Below are 23,005 nucleotides of genomic sequence, written 5' to 3' on the forward strand. Positions count from 1 at the left end.
TCTTTTTCGTGAAAAATCCCTTTGGCGGCTAGACTAACCCTGCTGATCTACCGTCGGCTCCCCCCTTTACACCTCAGATGTTTCTTTCCCCCGGCTTCCGTGCTTACGCCCTCAGCAGGGCATCCCCCCTCGCGCGGATCGTTTTTTTCACCGCCTCCCCCACCTCGGTGGTGGAGCTCCGGCCGCCCAGGTCATAGGTGCGGCATTTCCCTTCCGCCAGTACGGCCTCCACGGCTGTCATGACCAGCCGCGCCGCCGCCGTATCACCCAAGTGCTCGAGCATCATGCTACCCGCCCAGATGGTGGCTACGGGATTGGCCTTGTTCTTGCCCTTGTGTTTGGGGGCCGAGCCGTGAATGGGTTCAAACATGGACGGGTACGCCCGTTCGGGGTTGATGTTGCCGCCGGCGGCGACTCCCATCCCTCCCTGGATGGCCGCGCACAGGTCAGTAATGATATCTGCGAAGAGATTCGACCCCACAATCACGTCGTAGTATTCCGGCTGGCGTACCAGCCACATGGTCAGGGCGTCCACCAGGGCCTTGTCACGATGGACGTCGGGATATTCCGCCGCCACGGCGTCGTAGATCTCGTCCCAAAAGACCATGGAGTAGTTGAGGGCGTTGGACTTGGTGCAGTTGGTAACCATGGGCCGTGGACCACCCGGCCGCGCGATGCCTTCCTCCGCCCGGCGCCGCGCCAGGTCGAAGGCGTAGCGGATAACCCGCTCCGTACCCTTGCGGGTGAAGATAGAGGTCTGGATGGCCACCTCATCCGCGGTGCCGGCCTTAAAGCGTCCGCCCAGCCGGCTGTATTCCCCCTCCGTGTTTTCGCGAATGACCACGAAGTCAACCACGGCGTCGGGCTTCAGCTTAACGGGAGAATCAACCCCCGCCAGGAGTTTGACCGGTCGGATGTTGACGTACTGGTCAAAACCCTTGCGTATGTCCAGCAGCAACTCCAGGCTCACATGATCGGGGACCCGCGGATCGCCGATGGCGCCCAAATAGATAGCATCGAAACCCTTCAGGATATCCAGGGCGTCCTCTGGCATCATCCGCCCGTTCTGCAGGTAGTACTCCGAGCCCCACGGCAGGATTTGAAATTCCAGGCGGCTGCTTCCCAACGCCTCCACGGCAGCATCCAGGACCTCCATACCGACCTCGAGTACCTCCGGCCCGATGCCGTCCCCGGGGATGGCGGCAATACGATACTCAGCTGTCATGACAGTCGCTCCTTTGCTGTTGGCCTTGTCTGTCCTGTTGTCCCGGGAACTGTTTTTTATGGCGGGGGCTTTAGGCCCCCGCCTCGCTTCTTGTCTGTCCTGTTGTCCCGGGAACCGCTGGCGCCTGTAACTTAGCAAACCCCCAGTTCCTTCAGCCTGGCGCGCAGCCATTCCTTGCGTTCGGGAGCCACGTCGCGCACCGGCGGCAGCATCGGCCCGGCCTTCAGCCCGATGGCCTCGTACCAGGTCTTCATCATGGCCAGGGCCGAGGCGTAGGTGGCTGTCTTGACGATCTCCCAGAGAAACACGTCGTCGTACAAGTCGCCCACCGGCCTGAGCTCCGCCCACTTCTGGTAGGCTTCCTCCCACTTGCCGGCCCGGGCCAGATCCATGTACTCCTTCATCAGGTGGCGCTTCTTGCCGTAGATGATGTAAGACAGCTCACCATAAATGACCTGCCCGCCGTGACGCAGGTCGTCCAGGAAAAACCGTTCCCAGGGCTCGGAGACAATAAAGTCATCACGGAGTTCGCGCCGCAGTTTCAGTGTCTCGGCGTGATTCAAGGATCCCTGCTTCACCGCCACCACGGTTTCCAGGTCCGCCAGGCGTTTCATAAGGTCGAAGCTCAACACCTTCCCGGACACGGGAGTGCGGTAAAGGCAGATGGCCAGGTTGGAGTGGTCGCTCATGTACTTGAAGAAGTCGTAAATCTCATCATCGGTCCGGAGCTGCACCGCCGGATTCATGACTTCGGCACCGCTGTAGCCCAGCTTTTCCACGAAGGCCATTTTTTCCAGGGCCTGGTGGACGCTGGGGTCCAGGATGATGGTCCAGAGGTCCATGCGCCCCTTGTTGGCATCGGCCACGATCTCGTGGTAGCGGAACCAGTCCGAGAGCTTCACGTTCCAGCACTCGGAAATGAATCCGCCCACCACCAGGCCGTTCACGCCCATGTCAATATAGGCCTCGATGTTCTCCCGGATACCCTCTTCGTCCAGGGTCAGCTCCGGCGTCATGGGTGTCGGAGGACACATGTAAAAGTCACGAAGATGCTCCTTGCACCAGGCCTTGGCTTCCTTGCGCGTGAATTCCATAACTTCATTTCCTCCTTATTATTTTTGATTTTATGATGACCCGCGCCAATGGCGCGCGACCCATCCATACCCCGCCAAGCAGTACCAACTTCGCCACATTACTGCGTCCCTGGTTTCCACCCCGCACCTCATGCGGGAAAACGGGAAAGTACCCATCTTTGGTATAACCGGTAAGACCACAACTCATACAAAAGGGGAAGCCCGGCGTGTGCGTGCGCCTTATAGACCTTCGTCAAATTACGTTTTCCAGTTTCGAGGCCTGCAGGCCGACCTGTTCCCCGCCCGAATTTCTTCCCGCCAGCGGCTGGCTCTGCCCTCTGCCTGCCCTATACGCAGCGAGGGCGAGGGTCACGCCGGCGATAACGAGAAGCGCGCCAACTTTTTCCGCATATCCACAATCTGCTTCAATGCCCTGTCCTTTTTTTCCTTAGACTTTTCCCGGGCTTTTTCCTGCATTTTTCATTTTTTCGTGCTAGACGCACTGCATGGCGGGTGAACACCTCCTCCCCAGCGTTCATTTATTGAGACGGCGGAAGTCGCCCGGTGCCCGATGGGCGCGGCAGGGTGCTCGTCTATGAGCACCTATCCCCCGCTCAGGGGCGGAAAGATCTCCACCGTGGCATCAGGATCGACCACCGCCTGGACGCTGCGTAGGGAACCGTTGACCAGGACTGCGTAGTAGGGCGGCACTTCCAGGCCGGCCTCGATAAGCAGCGCGTGAAGGGAAACGCCCGGTCGATCGGGCAGGAGCAATTCCCGCACCGGCCCGGTTTCCGGCTGGAAGTAAACCTTCACGGGAACCTCACCGCCGGATCCTTTTCCGGCAGAAGTCCCAACTCGGCCAACTTGCCCGGCGTGGGAACGCCGATTTCATCCCAGCCGCGAAGCTGGTAGTATTCCGCCAGCATGCGCCCCAGAAAAGGCAGGCTGCCGGCCGCCCCCGTATCCTTTTTCGCCAGGGTGAGGAACCTGGCCGGGAGGGTGTCATCCTTCCTGGAGACGCCCAGCTTCACGTTGTACATCCGTTTCAGGTTGAAGGCCCGCTCGCCGGCCACCATCAAATCTTCGGCGTCCATATCCCATCCGGTGGCCATGGACACCCACCCGGCCAGCATCTCCGGCCCCGTCCCGCCCCGGAGAAGGAACTTGCATAATCCCAGGGAGTTGTAGACCGCCGTCAGGTCCTGCATCCTCTTGGTGAGGAAGGCCTTCCCTTCCGGTGCGGCGGGTTCCAGGGCGCTCATCACCCCCACCAGGGCGGGATTGAAGGATCCCCCCTCAGCGTAGTAAGTCATCCCATCCAGGTGGCACGGCCCTCTGTTGGCCGTGGCGTATTCCAGGGCCATGCTGGTAAAGGCCCTGGGGTCGTGATAAGACGGCTCCATCCCCTTTACGTGCATGGCGAACTCATGACTCAAACCGCCCAGTTCCTCCGCAGCACGCTTGCTTCCCTGGCCCAGAAGTTCGCCCAGCCCTTCCCGGCGGGCAATCTGTTCCACAAGCTGGAGGATGGCGTTTCCGTTGCCCCAGGTGAGGTCCACGCCACCGGTTTCGCCGGGGGCGATCAACCCGTGTTCGTAGCACTCCATGGCAAAAGCGATGACGCCGCTGGTGGAGATAGTATCCAAGCCCAGGCGGTTGCAGAGGTCGTTGGCCGCTACAATGATCTCAGGGTCGTCATTCAGGAGGAGCGCCCCGAACCCGGCGGCCGTTTCGTACTCCGGCCCGTGGGCAAAGCCGCCCGCATGGGGACCCCGGGTGACCCGCACCACCTTGCCGCAGCGGATGGGACAGCCGAAGCACCCGTAATGTCCTTCGCCGAACCGCTCCATGATGGCCTGTCCATTGGTGCGGCTGGCGCCTTCCGTCCATTTCCCGCCCGCCCAGTTCCGCACGGCGAGATCCCCGCTGACATCACAGGTCTTCACGGAATAAGCCGTCCCGTACTGGCGCAAGGTGATCGTATTATCGCGCAGGGCCTGCATGTGGGCACGAATGGAATCCATCAGCCCCTCGCGATCGAAAACCACCGGCCTTTCTTTCCCCTCCACAGCAATAGCCTTCAGGTTTTTCGCTCCCCATAGCGCGCCAAATCCTCCACGCCCCGCGGCCCTGGCTTCCTCCCCACCGATGATTATCCCGGCCAGGAGCACCCGCCTCTCACCGGCAGGGCCAATAGCGGCTACCTCCGTCTCCGGGCTTGTTTCAGCCTTGATGGTTCTCGTAGTTTCGTAGGTGTCCAATCCCAACAGGTGAGCGGCTTCGCGGATTTCCACCATGCCATGCTGCACATGGAGATACACCGCCCTTGGTGCCGCTCCGGTGATGACTAGGCCGTCCAACCCGGCGCCGCGCAGCCCGGCCGCCCAGTTGCCTCCGACAGTAGATTCCCCCCACCATCCGGTCAGGGGGGACCGCCCGCAAACATTGGCCTTGCACGCCGCCGGAACCATGGTCCCGGTAAGCAATCCAACCATGATGCAAAGCGGACTGTCATCCTGTAAGGGGTCGTCCGGAATAGTTAAATCCTGGCCGAGGAGCCGGACCGCCAACCCCGCTCCACCCAGATACTTTTGCCGCGCACGCTCACCCAATTCCCCATAAGAAACCTTTCCCGAGCTCAGATCTATCCAGGCAATTCGGCCCGTCCCGCAGAACATTTCAGACAGTTACCTCCCATTTTGTGTTGAAGTTCCCTTGAGCGACGGGGGAGCCAGATGAGCGAAGTCGATTTCGATATTCATGTCCTGCCGGAAAGCATCCAGGTGCTGCCACATGGCACTGTAAGCAGAGCAAGCATCACCGGCCTCGATGGCTTGGTAGATCCGCCGGTGGAAATCACGCACCCGGCCCACGCGTTCTGGAAGAAGCAAACTGATGCGGCGACTATCGCGGAGCATGGAGTCGATATTCTGGAAAAGGTCAATAAACAGGGTGTTCCCCGCCAGGCGCAAGATGCCCATATGGAACTGGACATCAGCCTCCACCCGTTTCTCCAAACGGTCGACCTCAGCGCTTTGTTCCATAGCGCGCAGCGTCTCCGCCAGGAAGCTGAGGTCCCGGTCATGACCCCTTACAGCGGCCATGGCGGCCGCGAGGGGTTCGATAGCAAACCTGGCTTCCACCAGATCCTGGATTGGAATGGGGTATACCGAGTTCCACAAGGCGTAGAAATTGCCCTCACCTTCCCGTTTGTCCGCAATGTAGGTGCCCTTGCCACTGATCACCCGGATGAGGCCCATGGCCTGAAGCACCCGCAGGGCCTCTCGTACAGAGCCCCTGCCGGCTGAAAACCTGGCGCACAGTTCACGTTCTGAAGGCAGTTTATCCCCCGGGGCATATTTCCGGGCGCGAATATCTTCCAGAAGACGTTGAATAATTTCTGACGTGATTCCATTTGTAAGCATACCGCCATTGGGAATCCTAGCCTGATCTAAAACCATAACGCTCTCCATCCTCACTCGTTATCCTATTCCCTATAGCCGCTGGTATCCAACATGACCTACCATTCATACCGGTAAGACCATTATAACCACGCTATTGCGACTTGTCAATAATTTTTTTGACCATGTGCGTGTCGAGGCCTCCATGCCGCCATTGATGACGCTACCGGTAAATTTCTTGGGCGTCTACTTCCGCCCAGGAGTGATACCCCTGGTAAACGATAGCTTGAACCATATAAAAATTGTTATTATAATTATAATCAGCAGGAACCAAATCTTCCAGGCAGCTCTGCAATCATTCGATACCGTACAACTGGGTTGTTCTAAAAAAACTAGGTTATACCCAAAGAGGTTCTTAGAGTAAAATATCTCGGCTGGCCATGGCCAAGAGCTACCATAAGGAGGTGTTTTAAACTAATATGGCTACTACTAATAAACCGGGTATTTTTGATGATAAGTTTATAAAGGCGGCATCTCCCTGGGTAGTTCATAACGGAGCAGAATGTTGGAAGAACCTGCTGGTCCACGGGCAACAAATAATATTACCGGAAGGGAGAGTACTGTTTGCTGTTGGTAGCCCGGTACCAAACTTTTATTATTTGCATCGTGGCGAAATTATGATGAAAAGTTTTAACCAGGAAGGGCGCCAGAAAATTATCTGGTATATCGAAGAAGGTAATATTTTTGCCGAGGTGCCTTTTTTTTGCGGTATTCCCACCTTTTTTGAAATTGTAGCCAACCGCCCAAGCGAGGTATACAAGTTTTCCAGGGAGTTTATTTTTAATGAACTCATTCCTAATTATCCCCAGGCTGCAATTGATATAATTAAAACCCTCAGCTATAAGGCATCTGTACTTGCCATGCAAATTCATGAAATAGTATTATCCACCCCTTACAAAAGGATTTGCCGTTTATTTTATATCATTGGTCATTTGTACGGGGAGCCACATGATGAAGGATTGCTAATCAGGAAAATGTTAACCCAGCAAGAAATCGCCGATATTATTGGCGTGCATCGGGTAACCGTAAATAAAATAGTAAATTATCTCCATAATAAAGGAGTTATTAAAATTTCAGGCCGGTCATTGCTCATTACTGATCTCCCCTATTTGGTCAGGGCCATGTCAGAACTAGACCCGATCTTTTAGTCAGCAGGCAACCCGACCAGCTTAAATATACTCCTTACCCTCTAATTATGGGCGTGGCGCAAATTGTAAAAACACGAACATAGGTAAGGGCCGTCCCGAAAATCTACGAAGTGCAGAACGGCCCTGAACCCTAATTCTCTACGTATTCCAGTTTAACGTACCCCAATAATCATCTCTTTATCCATCACTATTGTTATCACTATCATTAACTTGTTTAAACTACTATACCCGATCCATGCTGAAGTTCCCCAGTTGTTTCAGCCTAGCAAGGTCACCGGCGTAAGTTCGGGTGGCAAAAAAGAACAGCATAACCATGGAAATTATTGATATTAGCATGATAATAAACAGGGCTAACGTCAACCCCATCCGATCGGATATAGATCCCGCCAGCCCCGGCCCGATAAAGGCAGTAATGTTCTGGAATAAGACAACAAAACTGGTGGCAAAGGCGCGGAAATGAGGAGCAGTTACGTCAATTATAGAAGAAATGACGGCAGCCGTCATTCCCGCCCAGGCGGGCTGGGACAGGGACCAGCAGATCAGCACCGGGACGAGGCCATAGCCCTTTATGGCCAAAGTAAACGTCAGGCTCCAGAAAACCCCGCACCAGCAAGTCAAAAACAAGGTGGCCTTTACCCGGCCGTTGACCGCTCGCCTGGCCCACCAGTCGCTTAACAAGCCCCCGATGGGCGCACCAAAGATAGTTACAAGACCGAAGAACATAACGGCCTGGCCGGCCTGGGCCATGTTTAAATTAAAGGTGCGGCCGTAAAAGCTGGGCACCCAGGCGGAAAAGGTAAAGGTCCACATCCCAATACCCAGCTGAGCCAGATAAAGGAGAATCAGGCTAGGGGACTTTATAATATAGCGCATGGCTTCCCCAAAATTGAAGCCTACGGCTAATTCCTCCTGTTTTTCCTTCTTCTTGGTCTTGTAGTCAGGGGCAAAAAGCATCAGCGCGGCCAGGATGAACCCGGGGATGGCCACAATACCGAAAACGCTCCGCCAGCCGAAGGTTACAGCCAGCCAACCGGCCAGGCCCACGCCGACGAAAGCGCCAATGGGCTGGCCGGTATTGAAGAGCCCGGTCATCACGCCTCTTTGCCGCGGGGGAAACCATGCCCCGATGAGGGCGTAGCCGGCAGTATTATAACCGGCCCCGCCCGCCCCGACCATGAAGCGGGTAAACAACAGACCCCTATAATTCCCCATCCAGGCGGTAGCCCAGCAAAAAAAGCTCCAGATCGCCGACATGATGGCAATCATATACTTACGGCTCCAGCGGTCCACCAGTATTCCAACTGGTATCGCGGCTATAAGGGCAGCCAGCCCGCGGACGCCTCCCAGCCATCCCAACTGGGCGTCACTTAAGTGATACTCGGCCTTAATGGCCGGAAACACGGCGGAAATGGCCAGCATATCCAAAATATCGAACACATAGAGAAGCCAGATCACAATAAACCAGAAGATAGCAGTTCGCTTCGGCAGCTGGAGTTCAGCTTGCCCGCTCGGCCCCATCCTTTCGAGCGTCTTTCCATCGCCTGGTTTGCCGATTTCAGGTAAAGCATTCACCTGTAAGCACCTACTTTGCATTTAGGATTATATCAACCAGGTTTATGGTTTACCCCCAGATTTTGTGATCAAACCATACCAGGCTATTTCCCCGGAGGATAACGAGCTTTAACCAGCATAATCTACCCCCTTTCCACAGCAGCAATTATTGCTTTGCGGGGCCTATCACAGAAACCTGCAGCACTCCCCGCGCAACCATGTAAATGCGCCATCTCCAGTAATAAAAGAGGGGCTTGCCAGGGCGATTGCTAGGGCATATTCTCCAGTATTGACCCGTGGAATAGTGATAAGTATGTTGCACCCGCAAAGCCTCTCCTAGTCATATACCATCCATTAACACGCAACCGGGCGGGAGGCCAATCTCCGGCTTATTAACCTTTAAACGTCAGCAGCAACGCATAAAGGAGCAAAGCCTGGTGGTGGTGTGTGTGGTGGTAAAACTCCCTCCACGGTTGTCTCCTTCTTGCGGCCGATTGGTGCGGCACCGGGGACTCGGAAGGTCTTTACATCAAGGCGCTCAATGGGTGTTTCCTTGGGGGGATCCAGCTGTGGGATCCATTCATAAGGCGCCCGGTAAGCCCTGTAAACCATGTTTAACTTAATAACCTTGCCCCAGTACGGACTAATATATTCCCAAACAATCTCATGGTTCGGAGTTACCTCTATGATCCGCCCGCCTGAACCTTCCGTAATCAATGTGTTGCCGTTCGGTAAACGCTGGGCGCCGCTGATGAACGGGCTGTAGAAGCGATTGGAGTCGAATGGCATCATATAACCAGCCTCGGCCGGGGTATACTGCCAAACGATTTTCAGCGTAGTTGGGTCAATTTCCAGCACGCGCGAGTAATCACGGAGAGCATTCATCCTGCCCGTCGGTGAAGAGGGGTTAGGTGCACCGTAACCGGCCCATCCGCCGTTGTCAAAAAGTAATATATTTCCTTCTCCCGGCAATCCCTTTGGAATCATGTGGGCGTGGTGTTGCCCGATGATCCAGCCAAGGGCCTTGAGTTCCTTGCTCGTATTGTAATCGGGACCGATTTTCCAGACTATGTTTCCGCTCTTCTTGTCGATTATCGCGATAATATTAGTTTCACGGCCGTCCCAAATAATATTGTCCGGGTGAAAACGTTCGTCGCCGGCGTCGTACCATTTATTTGACCCCAGGACAGACATCGAGTTGATGTGCATCCAGTCGCCCATGCCGCCACCATTAGGCCGCATATTGGGGTCCCGGCACAGGATGTTTTTGGCTTCTTCGCTGAAACCGTACTCATCAAAGTGGTCACTGCATATCCACTCCCAGACGATGTCCCCCTCCCACGTCACCTCGATAATGGTATCATCGAGTAGGAGCTTTTCGGAGATTTTGGGGTTTTTAAGGTTTTTATGACACAGGATAAGTGTGTTACCCCCATCAACCCGCGGTTCCATCCCCGGTACATAATACCCTACAGGGTTCCCTTCCCGCTGGTAGTCATGGTGCTGCCTGGCCATCCATTGAGGTTTCTCTCCCGGATCCTCAATAAACTCGTACATGTTAAACTTCCAGACGATATTACCTTCCCAGTCCACCTGGACCAGGTCAATCATATCTTGCATGCCATAAAAAGGATTCCTTTCGCCAGTGTGTCCCAACACGTAGCCACCGGGTAGAAGTTTGTTGGGGAAGCCGTATAACCCCTTCCATAGTTGGACCTCAGCCCCATTCATATCGATCACAAGAGCCCCCTGCTCAGCCGCCTGGAAAACCGTATAACCGTTCCAGCATTTTTCGGGGTTATAAATGGTAACCCCTGTTGGATAAACACTTGGATACGTCATGCTATCTCCCCCTAAGTTTTTATTTTCATAGCAGCACCAAAGGCTGCCGCTACGACACCGTAATAAACGCTTAAATAGTTGGACTGATCAGTGCTTTTCAATTTCAGTAAATACCTGGTAGGCCCGGGCCGCCGTCCTGTAGGTGAAAAGCATGTTCGGAGAAATCGGCTCCATCTGTCTAAAGCGCTCGTCTTGCGCTTCTTTGGGTTGGAATAAGCGAATGAAATAGGGATGCTTCTTACTCCCTGTTACCTCTTCAATTAACTTTGCCGTTTCGGCGATTTCTTCGGGAGTCATATAGCTAATAATTGGGGGAACCCTATCCTGGCGAATTACCGGGACGATGGTTGTCTGAAATTGATATTTAGGAAACTGCGGTACTATGGATATGGTTTTTTCAACATCATTGAGGTCAATCTCTGCTCCCAAAATACGTTTGTAAAGCCCAAGCGGCCCAACAACTTCCATGACGACGAAATCTGCCAAACCGTAATCGAGGATTTGACGGAGAACATGGCTATTTTTCCCATTTGTGTCTAACTTGAGCTTCATCCCCCTGCCTTTTAAATACATTAAGACCGCTATGAAATCCTCAGTATATTCGGGATTACCGGAAGAAACGTGTAAGCCGTCCACCCATTCCTTGTGTAAAGCGCCAATACTCACAAACCCATCCAGTTTTTTCCCGCCCTGGAGATAGGCAAGTACCGACCCAATTCCTTGCCTGATTTCCACGCCATCCGTAAAAACGGGGAACTCAATTCCGTCCGGGCCTCGATAAATGGCTCTCCGGTTGGCTGTATAAAACTGTTGGAAGTCTTCCCTCCCCTCCTCCTTTATGTTCTTATCTACAAAAGGGATGCCGCGTTCATTCATGAAATCCTTAACAATCTTGCACCTGATGCACCCCGTAGTTGAGAAAATTACATTTTTCATATAAAATCCCACCTTTAATCCCATAATGACTTGCCTGAAACTTGCTAACCTGCACGGGGAACCCCAGGATAAAAAGCACCCTTCCACATGCTTATTTCAACGTCCCGGTAGTTACAAAAACTTATCCTAACTTTCACTCCTTATAGGTTACTCAATATTTCAAGTTAAAAATACCCCATGGCATTGGTGCTTGTCTATAGTGATAACTACAACAAATATGTAGTTTTAATTACATAGAGTAGGCCTTGCCATATAGCCTTTAGGGCCGGCCTATCCCTTTGTTTTCCCTTTCTTCTAGGAGTGTCTCTACTGACCCGACCATGGGAGGTATCCTCCATCTTCGCATGGATATTTTCCAAATTCCTCTTTATAACCTCATAACCTCGCCGCCGAAGGGCTTTATGAAGCGCCTTCCAACTCTTCCAATCCCGCATCTGCTTCATTCTCAGCCGTCGGCGTATCCATCCCATGAGTTCGCGAAATACTCCCTTGCAGTCTGCAATACGGATGGGGTAAGAGCGCTAACCTTCGCCCCGCGCCCTCCTCATATACTCTACCGTCCCTTGGCAGCCTGGGATTTAGCTGTGTAATGCCAGCTCATCCGGACCGGGCGCACTAAAAGCAAAACCGCCCTACTGGGGCGGTTTAATGTTGATGCGCTTATTAAAGTCGTAAAAGTCAACTGTCATGGTCAGTTTATCCTGGGGGCGCTGGCGATGGGCGGCTTCCAGGGAAACTTTGCGGATGTAGTTGCTGCCTCGTTCCACCCAGAACTGGTAGTAAAAATCCTGCCAGTAGCTGTTGAGGAACTGGTTGTTGACCAGCGGCCGGCAGGTGAGGAGGTAAGGCCTCCCCGGCACCTTTTTCTGGCGACCCAAAAACTTCAGGTCATCCACCCGGGTAATTTTTAAAATAGAAAGGGGATTGATTTCGGCCATATACTTTTCCTGTTCCAGGGGGCTGTTGCCTGGGGTTACCATCCAGCGTTGGGAGGCCGGATCGCGGAAATAAGTGGTATCCTTTACCTGGTAGATCTCTACCGGCTGGCCGGTCATCTGGCCCTTTAAATACAGGCTGCCGTCACCGGCCCGCTCCCCGTCCAGGCTGCTCAGGGGTATTTTATTTTCCCCGGTAACCAGGCTGGCCTCGACGTGGAAACGGTAGCTGGCCGCCTGGTTGGTGGTATCCAGGGCCTGGACGATAAGTTCCTGGGGCTCGACCTTTATCTCCCGCAGGTAATAGGAATAAGACCAGCCGCCGGCTAGCGCCAGGAGTAGTACTACAGGTAAAATAACCTGCCAGCGTAAGAATTTAGAGGCCAAAAAAACCACCTTCCCGCCAGAATCCCTATTTAATGATATGGCAGGCGGGAAGGGATATACCTGGATATTACTGGTAACATCTGGGCCGCACCGAAGGTGGGTAGCATCAGGTCAGGAACCCGGTACCCGCGCAAGCTGGCTGGTTTTATAAGCACCATATTTAGCTACCGCCTGGTAAAGGGCCAGGACGTTCCGGGGTGGTAGGTCAGCGCTCAAGATACCACTGGAGGTGGAAAAGATATATCCGCCGCCGGGCGCCGCCGCTAGCAGGAGTTGCTGGACTGCCGCCGTAATGGTTTCCGGCGTACCTGTAGCCAGGAGGTCCAGGTCGAAATTGCCCATCAAGCACAGGCGCCCGCTGTACTCCTTCTTAATGGCGCCAATGTCCATGCCGGCGGCCGGTTCCAGGCACTGGATGCCGTCCAGGGGTAAAGTTGCCAGGTCGGGTAAAATAGCCTGCAAGTTACCGTCGGAGTGGTAAAGGACCGGAACGCCCATGGCTTTAATGGCCTCTACCTGGCGGCGCAAAAGGGGCAAAAAGATTTCCCGCCACAGGCCGGGGTGAATGTAGGTTCCCCGCTCATAGGCAATGTCGTCACCGATGAACAGGCCATGGGCCCCGGCCTGGACGCAGAGGCGGGCCAGCTCCAGGTTAAAGTCGACTACAGCCGCGGCCAGGTCGCTGATGGCTCCCTCCCGGCCGGCCACTGCCAGGAGAAAATCCGTAAAGTCAAAAAGCTTATTGGTTCCCTGGAAAGGGCCGTCTACAAAGGCAAAAACGAAGAAATCCGTTTCTTCCCGCCAGCGCCTTAAGGAACGCAGGTCAAAGGCGCTCGCGTCCGGCAGGTGGTAACTGGCTGCTTCCTTGACGGCGGGGATGGCCGGGACCTGGACGGCAGTCAGGCTCCCCTGCCGCCGCAGCCGCCGGCCCCAGATATCCTGGTAGCAGTCATTTCCCTCTTCCTTTAACGGCGCCTGGGGAGTAACGGCCAGGAGGTCCATTCCCAGGAGTTCCCGGGCAGCCACTTCCTCAGCAAAACCCGCCGGTCCTTCCCGGCCCAGCAGGGCCGCCACCAACCCCGGTTCCAGCTCAAATTCTCCCGCCGGCACCCGGTCGGGTCGTCCCCGGGCCAGGGCCACCTGCACCCGTTCAACATGGTTCACGGGCCTTCGCCTCCAAAATAAAATTTTCTTCCTTGACACCGGTGCGGTTCGCCCCTAATAGAGGCTCAGGCGTTTACAAGAGGCACGAAGCAAAGTTTTTGGCAGCAAATTATGGTAGTAAAAGTGAATTCATAAACACATCCTGGAAGGACGGCCGGGTCATGAGTTCGATATAGCCCACCCGGCGGGCTATTGTTTCACCCCGCTGCCTTTCGGCCAGGGAAAGGAGGGCCAGCCGCGCCCCGGTGCCGGCAGCGTTGCCCACCTGGCGGAAGGCGCCCAGGGGAAGTTGGGGGAACATGCCGATGGTAATGGCGCTTTCTAGCTTCAGGTGGGTACCAAAGGCCCCGGCGACCACCACTTCTTCCAGGTCGTCTACGGTGAGGCCCGCTGCCTCCAGGAGCAGCAGGGTACCGCTGGCGATGGCTGCCTTGGCCAGCTGGATCTCGCTGATGTCCTTCTGGGTTACCACCAGGTCGCTGTCAATGCCGGTTTCCTCAGCCGGCACCAGCAGGAATTCCGCCGGGCCACCCCCGGCAGGTCGCCTTACCCGGGGATGGTTTAAATCCAGCCGGCCGCTGGCGTTAATGACGCCGGTGCGGTAAAGCTCGGCCACGGCATCCAGGATGCCGGAGCCGCAGATGCCCAGGGGCGGTGCACCGCCAATGCTCTCCCAGTAGACCTCCCGCCCGTCGTCACTTAAGCGCACGGCGGCGATGGCCCCGGTAATGGCGCGCATCCCCTGGGCGATGTGGGCGCCTTCAAAGGCCGGCCCCGATGCGCAGGAGCAGGAAAGCATTTTACCGCCGTAACTTAAAACAATTTCCGTATTGGTACCGATATCCAGGCCCAGGGTGACTTTGCGGGCCTCGTCAAGGCGGCTGCCCAGGATCATGGCCACATGGTCGCCGCCGACAAAGCCGGCTATTACCGGCTGGAGATAGACATAGGCTCCCGGGCTGAAGTTTAAACCCAGGTTCCGGGCTTTCACTTCTACCGGGGTGGTCAGGGCCGGGACGTAGGGGGCCCGGGCCAGCTGGGCCACCGGCAGGTGCAACAACAGGTGGTGCATGGCAGTGTTACCCACGATGACGGCTTCTTCTATGTCTGCCGGGGTTACGCCGGCCTGCTCGGCCAGGGTGGCGGCCAGCCGGTTCAGCCCTTCGATTGCTACTTCCTGGATGCGCCGGTAGGCGGCTTCTCCCTCCAGGGCATAGCCCAGGCGCGCCATGACATCTTCGCCGTAGGCGATCTGGGGGTTCATGATGCCGTCGGCAGCCAGGGTGGCCCCGGTTTCCAGGTTGATCAGGAAACCGGCTACCTTGGTGGTCCCCAGGTCGACAGCCAGGCCCAGGGGCGGCGGCGCCGGCCGGCCGGCATAAATGTTGATCACCTCTGTACCGCGGACCGTCACCACGCCGCTGCCGCCGGCCGCCAGGGGCTCCGTCGCTAAAGCCAGGTTAAAATCTACCTCCGGGCGGTCCAGGCCATAAGCGGCCTCCAGCTCGCCGGCCACCTGCTGCCAGAGAGGCCGGGGGGTTTCAATGGTCGTCCTGGTTAACGGCAGGTTATACCTTTTAACCGGCGCTTCCGGGACTACTGCGACATCCAGCCCTTCTACCTGAAGTTGCTGCACGCCAAGCATGGATTCCGGCGGAATTTCCACTTTCAGCGGTCCCTGGATGACTGCCTGGCAGGCCAGGCGATAGCCCTGTTCCAGTTGCTCCGGCTTCAAGAAACGCTTTTCCGCCGGCGTCGGCTCCCCGGCGTCGCCGGCGGCTACCCGTACCCGGCAGCGGCCGCACAGACCCCTGCCGCCGCAGGGTGCCGTCAGGCCCCCGGACCCCAGGGCCAGCCCTATTTGCTGGGCCGCGGCTAAAATAGTCTGGCCGGCCGCAACCTGGGCGCGCCGGCCCACCGGCTGGAAATCAACCAGCACTTCCTTCAAACTTAGCACCCCCTATTTTGCGGAACACGCTGGGCGTGTACCCTTCCTGCTTTTTAAATACCTGGCTGAAATAACGGGCGTCGTGATAACCGACCCGTTCGGCTATTGCCGCTACCGGCAGGTTGGTATTTAACAGCAATTCTTTAGCTGCTCTCAGGCGTACCCTGGTCAGGTAGTCTATGAAGTTCTGGCCCTTAACCTGCTTAAAGAGGCGGCTGAAATAACAGGGACTTAAATATACCTGCTGAGCGACTTCTTCCAGGGTGAGATCCTGGCTGAAGTTGGCTTCGATAAACTTGCTGGCCCGTTCAATAAGGGAAGAATTGCGTTGTTCCCTGCTGGTTGCTACCTGATCTGCCAGGTCCGCCAGGCGCGCCAGGATGCGCTCCCGCATAGCCGCCAGGTTATCCAGGTTTAAAAATTCGCTGCTGCCGGCCAGGGTGAGGTTGGAAACGGCCTCCGGGTCGGCTCCGCCTTCCAGGGCGGCATTGGCTGCCAGGGCAACCAGTTCCAGGATCTTCATCTTTAACAGGGCCGGGCGCCTTTCCTGTTCCAGGAGCAGTTTCATTAAAATATTGCTGGCCTGGCGGTAGGCCAGTTCCCGCTCACCCATGCGGATGGCCTGGGCCAGCTCCTGTTCCACCTGCACCGGCAGGGAGCGGCTGGCCCTGGACCGGGTAGCAACGTCGTCAGCATGGATAACCTGGTCGCCGCCATAAAGCAGGCGGAATTCAGCTGCCGCCACCGCCTCGGCATAGGAGCGGGCCAGGTCGGTAACCCGTTCAGCCAGGCGACCAATACCCACCGTCACGGTCACTTCCGTGTCCTGGCGCACCTGGCGGCAGATGGCCTCGCCCAGCTGGATGGCGGCCCGGCGGGGGTCGCGTTCCTTTTCCAGGTGATCGATGGGCAGGAGAACGGCAAATTCGTCCCTGGTGACAGGTGCTACCAGGGCTCCCGGCCAGCCGGCGGTTGCCTGTTCAATGCTCTCCTTTACCCGCTGCTTTAAAAGCTGCCGTTCAATTTCCGTCCCTTCCCGGGCAAGGCTAGCAAAATTATCAATATCCACCAGCAGGGCCAGCCGCGGCAGGGAGGTGATCCCCAGGAAAAGGGCGCGGCTTTCGGCTTCGGCTGCCGTTATATTCCCGTTGATCAGGTCCATAATAAAGCCCAGGCGGATCAGGGGCTTCATTTCTTTCAGGGCCTTTTTGAGCCGGGCCGTTTCCTGCTGGCGCCGGCGGGCGACCGCTATATCTCCTGCCAGTTCGTCCAGAAGGGCGATCATCTCTTCCCCGTCAACAGGTTTTAACAAATATTTTGAAGCGCCTAGAGAAACGGCTTCCCGGGCGTAGTCAAATTCGCCATAGGCGGTGACAAAGATGAACCTGGTCTCAGGTAGAAGAGCCCGGATCTCCCGGCCGGCAGTAAGGCCGTCCATGACAGGCATCTTAATGTCCAGGAAGACAATATCCGGCCGCAAAGTTGCTGCCAGGTTTACGGCCTCCATACCATTACCTGCTTCAGCGGCCACCTGGTACTGGGGCCGTTCCCTGGCCAGCAAAAAACGCATGGCCTGCCGCTCCAGGGGTTCATCATCAACAAGCAGGATCTTGATTTCCGTGGACAAAACCGGCTATGGCCCCCTTCATAAATACTACGTTACTCTTTAGTATAGGGAAAAGTGAGCTGAATGCAAGTCCCTTTTCCCGGCGTGCTGGTCACATCCAGGGCGCAGTTGCTGCCAAATTGATGCTGCAGGCGCCGGTAAACATTGACAATCCCCAGCCCGCTCACCTGGCCTTTGCTACCGCCCTGTACCCGGAGGTCAAAGATGGCCTTCTGGACCTCAGGGGGGATGCCAATGCCGTCATCCTTTATTTCTATATGCACCTGGTCCCCCACCCGGCGGCCGGAAACGGTAATTCTCCCGCCCTCCTCCCTGGGCTCCAGGCCGTGGATGACAGCGTTTTCTACCAGGGGCTGCAGGACCATGCAGGGTACGCGAGCCTCCAGCACATCTTCCTCTACCAGCACCTGGCTCTGGACCCGGTCCGGAAAACGCGTCTCCTGGATAAAGAGGTAGTCGCGCACGGCAGCTATCTCCTCAGCCAGGGTCACCGTTTCTTTGACCTGGTAGAGGCTGTAGCGCATGAGGCGGGCCAGGGCGCGTACCATTTTTTCGGTAGTTGCCGCCCCCTCAAAGAGGGCCAGGCGGGCGATGGTATTTAAAGAGTTAAACAAGAAATGGGGATTAACCTGGGACTGGAGGACTTTTAGTTCGGCTTCCTTCAGGGCCTGCTCCAGCTGGTGCTGCCTTTTCAGGAAGTGGATAAAGCTCGTGCGCTGCTCCTCCAGTTCTTTATTGACCAGTAAAACGGCGTTGAGCTGCATGATCTGCCCGGACACAAAGGAAAGGAGGCCGCAGACGGCTTCCAAATCCTTTATGGACAGCACCGGTACGGCCGCCTGCAATTGTGCCGGGGCGGGGTCGCCCTCTAAAAGGCAGTGGCCGCAGAGGACGGCTCCCACCGTACCGTCTTCATTGGCCAGGGGATAGGATATTTCCACCAGGCCGGCATGGCAGCGGTAAATAAAAGCCTCTTTAAAATTACCCGCCAGGGTGGTAACATCCACGTCTTTGGCCGGGTAGCCCTGGAGTAAATGGCAATGCCGGGAGCATTCCAGGAAGCCTCCCAAAGGGGTCAAAGGATTACCGGCGGCATCCACCATGATCAGGTGCAGCCCGGTCATGCGGGTAAAGGCCAGCTGCAAGTCTTCCAGGGAACCTTCCCCAAAGAATAAATCCAGGGTAGCCGGTGCCAGGACCGCCTGGCGTTTCTGGCCGGTGCCGATCAGGTCCTTGATCAGCTGGACGGCGGCGGTGGCATCGGGCGCGTAGCCATCGGCCCCCATTTTGGCGGCAATAGTCTCATTCAGCGGCGTACCGCCCACCACCACTTTGACCTTGCCCCGCCAGCCGGCCTCTTGCAGGGCGGCAATGGTTTCGCCCATGGCTCCCCGGGTAGAGGAAAGGAGGGCCGACAGGCACAGGACGTCAGGATGGTATTTAATTACCGCTTCGACAAAGGTGCTGGGAGCGACATTGACGCCCAGGTCAATTACCTCGAAACCCGAGGCTTCGAGCATTATCCCCAGTAAATTTTTACCGATATCATGGATGTCTCCCTGGACGGTGCCGATTATGGCCCGCCCCACCGGTTGCACCTGGCCGGTCAGCATAAAAGGCTTGAGCTCCTTCAAACCGGTGTGCATGGCCCGGGCGGTAATAATCAGATCGGTGACGTAAATCTCATTGCGTTCAAACCTTTCCCCCACCACATCCATGGCGGCCACAAAGCCGTCGGAAATAATCCGGGCCGGATCTACCCCGGCGGCCAGGGCCTGCTTAACTTCTTCCCGTACCTGAACGGCATTGCCGTTGATTACAGCCTGGATTAAATTTTCCAGGGAAAAAGGCATATTTTTCCTCCTAATAAAAACGACCGCAGCAGGGAACCTCCCTGCCTGCGGCCGGATTTACTCTAAGCTTAAGCTTTAATTTTCCCGGCGCGGGCGGCGGCAATATACTCCAGGCAGTATTCATCCTGGCCGGCCAGGGCTGTAGCCGCTCGCAAAAGGCCCATCAGGGGCATATCCAGGGGGTCTAGGATAAAAGCATCCATACCCCGGGTCAGGCACATGACCATAAAGGCCCGGTTTAACAGCCGGCGCTCCGGTAAGCCATAAGAAACATTGGATAGGCCGCAGATAGTATGAACTTTGGGGTACTTTTCCTTTAAAGCCGCCACCGCTTCTAAAGCTTCGACGCCGTACTGGCTGTTAACCCCCAGGGGCTTAATCAGGGGGTCCAGGTAAATATCTTCTTCCGGTATCCCGGCTTCCACCAGCCCCGGTACCAGTCTGCCGGCTACCCGCAAGCGGTCGGCCACCGACTCCGGCATGCCGCCGTCGTCCATGCAGAGGGCAATGACCTTAGCTTTATATTTCTGCACCAGGGGCAAAACTTCCTGCCAGCGCTGCTTCTCCGCAGTGATGGAATTGATCATGGCCTGGCCTTTATGGGCCGCCAGGCCGGCGGCCAGGGCTTCGGCGCTGGGACTGTCGATACACAAGGGCACGTCAACGACTTCCTGGACGATATGCACCAGCCATTCCATGACCTTATCTTCTTCGCCGATGCTTGTCCCGCAGTTGACGTCAATAATGTGGGCGCCGGCCTCAACCTGCTTTCTGGCCAGGTCCTGGATATATTCCTTATCGCGTTCGGCAATGGCCCGGGCAATGGCCTTGCGGCTGGAATTTATCAGCTCACCGACAACCAGCATCTCCTGGCCTCCCTACGAAGCCAGCAGCTGGCGGGCGAGATCTACAGCCGAGGCAGCATCGGGAGCATAGCCGTCGGCACCGATTTCATCGGCAAATTTCTGGGTAACCGGGGCGCCGCCGACCATAATCTTGATTTTATCGCGGTAAGCTGCCAGGCCCTCGACAGTTTTCTTCATCTGCATCATGGTAGAGGTCAGCAGGGCCGAAATGCCGACCAGCTGGGGCTTGTGTTCTTCTACCGCCTGGACAAATTTCTCTACCGGCACGTCAATACCCAGGTCAACTACCTTGAAACCGGCTCCTTCCATCATCATGATGACCAGGTTCTTGCCGATATCATGGAGGTCGCCCTTAACCGTACCGATAACCAGCGTCCCTTTATCCTCCATGGCATCAGCGGTGAGCAGGGGCTTGACCACGTCCATGCCGGCATGCATGGCCCGGGCCGCCACCAGGACCTCAGGTACGTAAACTTCATTGTTCTTGAACTTAACGCCAATGATATTCATGGCCGCAATCAGGCCGTCGTTAATAATGGTGGTGGGGGTGATGCCCTCATCCAGCGCCTTCTGGGTCAGCTCCTTGACCTTATTGGCATTGCCGGCCATCAAAGCTTCTTTAATTTCCTCCAGGACTGCCACTTTACCTTGCCTCCTTAGAAATATTAATGTTAGTTCATTTTTAAGTCTATTTCAAGATTACTTGCGCTGCAAGGCTAAATTATTGCCAAAGGTTTGTTTTCTTGCCCTTGGAGGAAATTACCGGTATCTTCCCCGCTCGAGGGCACCCGGATTTTTGCAGTCCCCCTTCCAGGACCTCAAGGCGAAACCTCCCGGCGATACTTTGCCCGGCCGCTGGCATATAAATCATTCCCCTGGCAGTCAATACCCACAATCACCGGGAATTCTTCTACTTCCAGGCGGTAGATGGCCTCCGGCCCCAGGTCTGCGTAGGCAACGACGGTGGCCTTTTTAATGTGCCGGGCCAGGAGGGCCCCCGCACCACCGGTGGCCAGGAAATATACGGCCCCGGCTTCCTGCATGGCCCGGATTACTTCCGGGCTGCGGCCGCCCTTGCCGATCATCCCCCGCAGGCCCTTTTCCCTGATGAGTAGCGGTGCGTAGGCGTCCATCCGCCCGCTGGTGGTAGGGCCGGCAGAGCCGACCACTTTGCCGGGCCGGGCCGGGCAGGGGCCGACGTAATAGATAATCTGGTCGCGGAGATCCACAGGCAGCTCGCCGCCGGCCCGGAGGGTTTCCACCATCCGCTGGTGGGCCGCATCCCGGCCGGTTAAAATGGTACCGCTGATTAAAACCTGGTCCCCGGCCTTTAAACTCCGGGCCGTTGCTTCATCCAGAGGCGTCGTTATGCTCAGCACAGGCCCACCCCCTATAGAATTGCGGTAGCATGCCGGGCGGCATGGCACTGCAGGTTGACGGCGACCGGCAAAGAAGCGATGTGGGTCGGGTAGATTTCAATATGGACATCTAAAGCCGTTACCCTTCCCCCCAGGCCCTGGGGACCGATGCCGGTGGCGTTGATGACCGCCAGCAGTTCTTCTTCCAGTGCGGCAACATGGCTTAAAGGATGGCGCTGCCCCAGGGGGCGCAGGAGGGCCTTTTTCGCCAGGTAAGGGGCCTTTTCCAGGTTGCCGCCGATGCCTACGCCGGCAACAATGGGCGGGCAGGGATTGCCGCCGGCCTCCTCCACCACCTGGAGCACATATTTCTTGATGCCTGCCACGCCGTCGGCCGGTTTGAGCATCTTGACCCCCGACATATTCTCGCTGCCGGCGCCCTTGGGGGCTACCGTAATCTTCAAGCGATCCCCGTCAACTATCTCCGTATGGATAATGGCCGGCGTATTGTCGCCGGTATTTTTACGCAGCAAAGGATCGCCCACTACCGACTTGCGGAGGTAGCCTTCCAGGTAGCCCTGCCGCACGCCGGCGTTGATGGCTTCATAGAGATTGCCACCCGTCACATGTACTTCCTGTCCCACTTCCACAAAGACTACCACCACCCCGGTATCCTGGCAAATGGGCTCCCCGCTACCGGCCGCCAGCCTGGCGTTCTCCTGGAGTTGTTGTAATATATCCCGCCCTAAGGGCGCCTCTTCCCTGGCCAGGGCTGCCGCCATGGCCTGCCACCAGTCCGGCCCCAGCACCGAGCAGGCCTCGATGCACAGCCCGGCCACTGCCCCTGTGATTTCCCGGGCTTTAATTTCGCGCATTACCTTCCAGCCCCTCTGCACAAGTCCGGTATATTTATGGGACCGAAAAGAGTCGTTAATGTCAAGCAACAAAAGCCTGGATACAATTGTAAAAACTGCCGGACTCTTTAACTGGCCTTCTATATATCCTGGCCCCACTGACTGGTGAAATCCGGTTATTTTCCTGTACCCTGCCTGCTGCCCGGTTTGACAACCGGTAACCCCTGCCGGCATAAGGGACAGTCTTCCGGTTTATACGTCTCAATATCAAAGGTGATCAATGACTGTACCGGTACACCTACATCCGCCCGGCCGCCGCTGCGATCCACCAGGACGCCGGCCCCCACCGGCACCGCGTTGTACTGTTTCACAACTTCAATGACTTCCTTCACTGATCCCCCTGTAGTGATCACGTCTTCCACCACCAGCACCCGTTCCCCAGGCTCCAGGGTAAAACTCCGGCGCAGGGTCATGACGCCGTTTTCCCGCTCGGTAAAGAGGGCCCTGGCGCCGAGATGGCGGGCCATTTCATAAGACATAATAATGGCACCGATGGCCGGGCCCACAACGGCGGTAATACCCTGGTCCTTAAATCTCGCCGCCAGGTCCCGGCAGAGGAGGGCGTTTTCCTCCGGGAACTGCTGCACCCGGGCACACTGGAGATAACGGCCGCTGTGGAGGCCGGAGGTTAACACAAAATGTCCTTCCCATAATACGCCTGTGCGGCGAAAGATGGCCATGATTTCTTCCCGATCGAGCACTTGCTTCACTCCT

20 protein-coding genes are annotated in these 23,005 nt (G+C 56.4%); 1 reads left to right on the plus strand and 19 read right to left on the minus strand.

What is annotated here, in order from left to right; genetic code table 11:
- Positions 1–103 precede the first annotated feature (103 nt).
- From MGLY_RS03545 to MGLY_RS03565, 5 genes are all read right to left on the minus strand, one after another.
- Positions 104–1,225, minus strand: a complete 1,122-nt coding sequence (locus MGLY_RS03545) for a tartrate dehydrogenase (RefSeq protein WP_156271797.1) — start codon at positions 1,223–1,225, stop codon at positions 104–106.
- Positions 1,226–1,356: 131 nt separating this feature from the next.
- Positions 1,357–2,259: a dihydrodipicolinate synthase family protein gene (locus tag MGLY_RS03550; RefSeq protein WP_211662064.1), complete on the minus strand. Its 903-nt coding sequence runs from the start codon at positions 2,257–2,259 to the stop codon at positions 1,357–1,359.
- A 642-nt stretch (positions 2,260–2,901) separates the two neighbouring features.
- Positions 2,902–3,114, minus strand: coding sequence for a MoaD/ThiS family protein (locus MGLY_RS03555; protein ID WP_156271801.1), 213 nt, complete (start codon positions 3,112–3,114; stop codon positions 2,902–2,904).
- The gene (locus MGLY_RS03560) at positions 3,111–4,979 is read right to left on the minus strand and encodes an aldehyde ferredoxin oxidoreductase family protein (RefSeq protein ID WP_156271803.1); all 1,869 of its coding nucleotides are present in this window, start codon (positions 4,977–4,979) and stop codon (positions 3,111–3,113) included. Before MGLY_RS03560 ends, MGLY_RS03555 begins: the two co-directional genes overlap by 4 nt.
- Before the next feature lie 9 nt (positions 4,980–4,988).
- Positions 4,989–5,762 (minus strand): FadR/GntR family transcriptional regulator, encoded by a 774-nt coding sequence (locus tag MGLY_RS03565; RefSeq protein WP_170290909.1) that lies wholly within the window; start codon positions 5,760–5,762, stop codon positions 4,989–4,991.
- Between the two features lie 419 nt (positions 5,763–6,181).
- On the opposite strand from MGLY_RS03565, the gene MGLY_RS03570 reads away from it, so the two are divergent.
- Positions 6,182–6,910: a Crp/Fnr family transcriptional regulator gene (locus MGLY_RS03570; protein WP_156271807.1), complete on the plus strand. Its 729-nt coding sequence runs from the start codon at positions 6,182–6,184 to the stop codon at positions 6,908–6,910.
- A 222-nt stretch (positions 6,911–7,132) separates the two neighbouring features.
- Here the strand turns inward: MGLY_RS03570 and MGLY_RS03575 are convergent, their stop codons facing one another.
- From MGLY_RS03575 to pyrE, 14 genes are all read right to left on the minus strand, one after another.
- Entirely contained in the window at positions 7,133–8,503 is a 1,371-nt protein-coding gene (locus MGLY_RS03575; RefSeq protein WP_156271809.1) for an MFS transporter, read from the minus strand.
- A gap of 357 nt (positions 8,504–8,860) precedes the next feature.
- A complete protein-coding gene (locus tag MGLY_RS03580; protein ID WP_156271811.1) occupies positions 8,861–10,303 on the minus strand; it encodes an aryl-sulfate sulfotransferase in 1,443 nt (480 codons plus the stop codon).
- Positions 10,304–10,390: 87 nt separating this feature from the next.
- On the minus strand, positions 10,391–11,239 hold the full coding sequence (locus MGLY_RS03585; RefSeq protein WP_156271813.1) for a thioredoxin domain-containing protein: 849 nt from the start codon (positions 11,237–11,239) through the stop codon (positions 10,391–10,393).
- 206 nt (positions 11,240–11,445) lie between these two features.
- Positions 11,446–11,709, minus strand: a complete 264-nt coding sequence (locus MGLY_RS18720) for a hypothetical protein (protein WP_422880100.1) — start codon at positions 11,707–11,709, stop codon at positions 11,446–11,448.
- A 162-nt stretch (positions 11,710–11,871) separates the two neighbouring features.
- Positions 11,872–12,561 (minus strand): hypothetical protein, encoded by a 690-nt coding sequence (locus tag MGLY_RS03590; protein ID WP_156271815.1) that lies wholly within the window; start codon positions 12,559–12,561, stop codon positions 11,872–11,874.
- A gap of 111 nt (positions 12,562–12,672) precedes the next feature.
- Complete coding sequence (locus tag MGLY_RS03595; protein WP_156271817.1) at positions 12,673–13,725, minus strand: uroporphyrinogen decarboxylase family protein; 1,053 nt, start codon at positions 13,723–13,725, stop codon at positions 12,673–12,675.
- 109 nt (positions 13,726–13,834) lie between these two features.
- Positions 13,835–15,682: an ASKHA domain-containing protein gene (locus tag MGLY_RS03600; protein WP_422880101.1), complete on the minus strand. Its 1,848-nt coding sequence runs from the start codon at positions 15,680–15,682 to the stop codon at positions 13,835–13,837.
- Positions 15,654–17,300, minus strand: coding sequence for a response regulator transcription factor (locus MGLY_RS03605; RefSeq protein WP_156271821.1), 1,647 nt, complete (start codon positions 17,298–17,300; stop codon positions 15,654–15,656). The genes MGLY_RS03600 and MGLY_RS03605 overlap by 29 nt, the downstream gene beginning before the upstream one ends.
- Before the next feature lie 32 nt (positions 17,301–17,332).
- Positions 17,333–19,153, minus strand: coding sequence for a histidine kinase (locus tag MGLY_RS03610; protein WP_156271823.1), 1,821 nt, complete (start codon positions 19,151–19,153; stop codon positions 17,333–17,335).
- A gap of 68 nt (positions 19,154–19,221) precedes the next feature.
- Positions 19,222–20,019: a methyltetrahydrofolate cobalamin methyltransferase gene (locus MGLY_RS03615; RefSeq protein ID WP_156271825.1), complete on the minus strand. Its 798-nt coding sequence runs from the start codon at positions 20,017–20,019 to the stop codon at positions 19,222–19,224.
- A gap of 12 nt (positions 20,020–20,031) precedes the next feature.
- Positions 20,032–20,661 (minus strand): corrinoid protein, encoded by a 630-nt coding sequence (locus MGLY_RS03620; protein WP_156271827.1) that lies wholly within the window; start codon positions 20,659–20,661, stop codon positions 20,032–20,034.
- 176 nt (positions 20,662–20,837) lie between these two features.
- A complete protein-coding gene (locus MGLY_RS03625) occupies positions 20,838–21,398 on the minus strand; it encodes a Fe-S-containing hydro-lyase (RefSeq protein ID WP_156271829.1) in 561 nt (186 codons plus the stop codon).
- Between the two features lie 11 nt (positions 21,399–21,409).
- Positions 21,410–22,252: a fumarate hydratase gene (locus MGLY_RS03630; protein ID WP_156271831.1), complete on the minus strand. Its 843-nt coding sequence runs from the start codon at positions 22,250–22,252 to the stop codon at positions 21,410–21,412.
- Between the two features lie 155 nt (positions 22,253–22,407).
- Positions 22,408–22,971, minus strand: a complete 564-nt coding sequence (pyrE, locus tag MGLY_RS03635; RefSeq protein ID WP_170291187.1) for an orotate phosphoribosyltransferase — start codon at positions 22,969–22,971, stop codon at positions 22,408–22,410.
- Between the last annotated feature and the right edge of the window lie 34 nt (positions 22,972–23,005).

This window comes from Moorella glycerini (assembly GCF_009735625.1).
Lineage (GTDB): Bacteria > Bacillota > DSM-521 > Neomoorellales > Neomoorellaceae > Neomoorella > Neomoorella glycerini.

What these genes read in the sequence shown, in the direction of transcription:
- MGLY_RS03560 (WP_156271803.1), bottom strand. Translation starts at nt 4,979, where the DNA reads ATGTTCTGCGGGACGGGCCGAATTGCCTGGATAGATCTGAGCTCGGGA.
- MGLY_RS03550 (WP_211662064.1), bottom strand. Translation starts at nt 2,259, where the DNA reads ATGTGTCCTCCGACACCCATGACGCCGGAGCTGACCCTGGACGAAGAG.
- MGLY_RS03570 (WP_156271807.1), top strand. Translation starts at nt 6,182, where the DNA reads ATGGCTACTACTAATAAACCGGGTATTTTTGATGATAAGTTTATAAAG.
- pyrE (WP_170291187.1), bottom strand. Translation starts at nt 22,971, where the DNA reads ATGGCCATCTTTCGCCGCACAGGCGTATTATGGGAAGGACATTTTGTG.
- MGLY_RS03615 (WP_156271825.1), bottom strand. Translation starts at nt 20,019, where the DNA reads ATGCTGGTTGTCGGTGAGCTGATAAATTCCAGCCGCAAGGCCATTGCC.
- MGLY_RS03630 (WP_156271831.1), bottom strand. Translation starts at nt 22,252, where the DNA reads ATGCGCGAAATTAAAGCCCGGGAAATCACAGGGGCAGTGGCCGGGCTG.
- MGLY_RS03575 (WP_156271809.1), bottom strand. Translation starts at nt 8,503, where the DNA reads ATGCAAAGTAGGTGCTTACAGGTGAATGCTTTACCTGAAATCGGCAAA.
- MGLY_RS03610 (WP_156271823.1), bottom strand. Translation starts at nt 19,153, where the DNA reads ATGCCTTTTTCCCTGGAAAATTTAATCCAGGCTGTAATCAACGGCAAT.
- MGLY_RS03545 (WP_156271797.1), bottom strand. Translation starts at nt 1,225, where the DNA reads ATGACAGCTGAGTATCGTATTGCCGCCATCCCCGGGGACGGCATCGGG.
- MGLY_RS03585 (WP_156271813.1), bottom strand. Translation starts at nt 11,239, where the DNA reads ATGAAAAATGTAATTTTCTCAACTACGGGGTGCATCAGGTGCAAGATT.
- MGLY_RS03580 (WP_156271811.1), bottom strand. Translation starts at nt 10,303, where the DNA reads ATGACGTATCCAAGTGTTTATCCAACAGGGGTTACCATTTATAACCCC.
- MGLY_RS18720 (WP_422880100.1), bottom strand. Translation starts at nt 11,709, where the DNA reads ATGGGATGGATACGCCGACGGCTGAGAATGAAGCAGATGCGGGATTGG.
- MGLY_RS03565 (WP_170290909.1), bottom strand. Translation starts at nt 5,762, where the DNA reads ATGGTTTTAGATCAGGCTAGGATTCCCAATGGCGGTATGCTTACAAAT.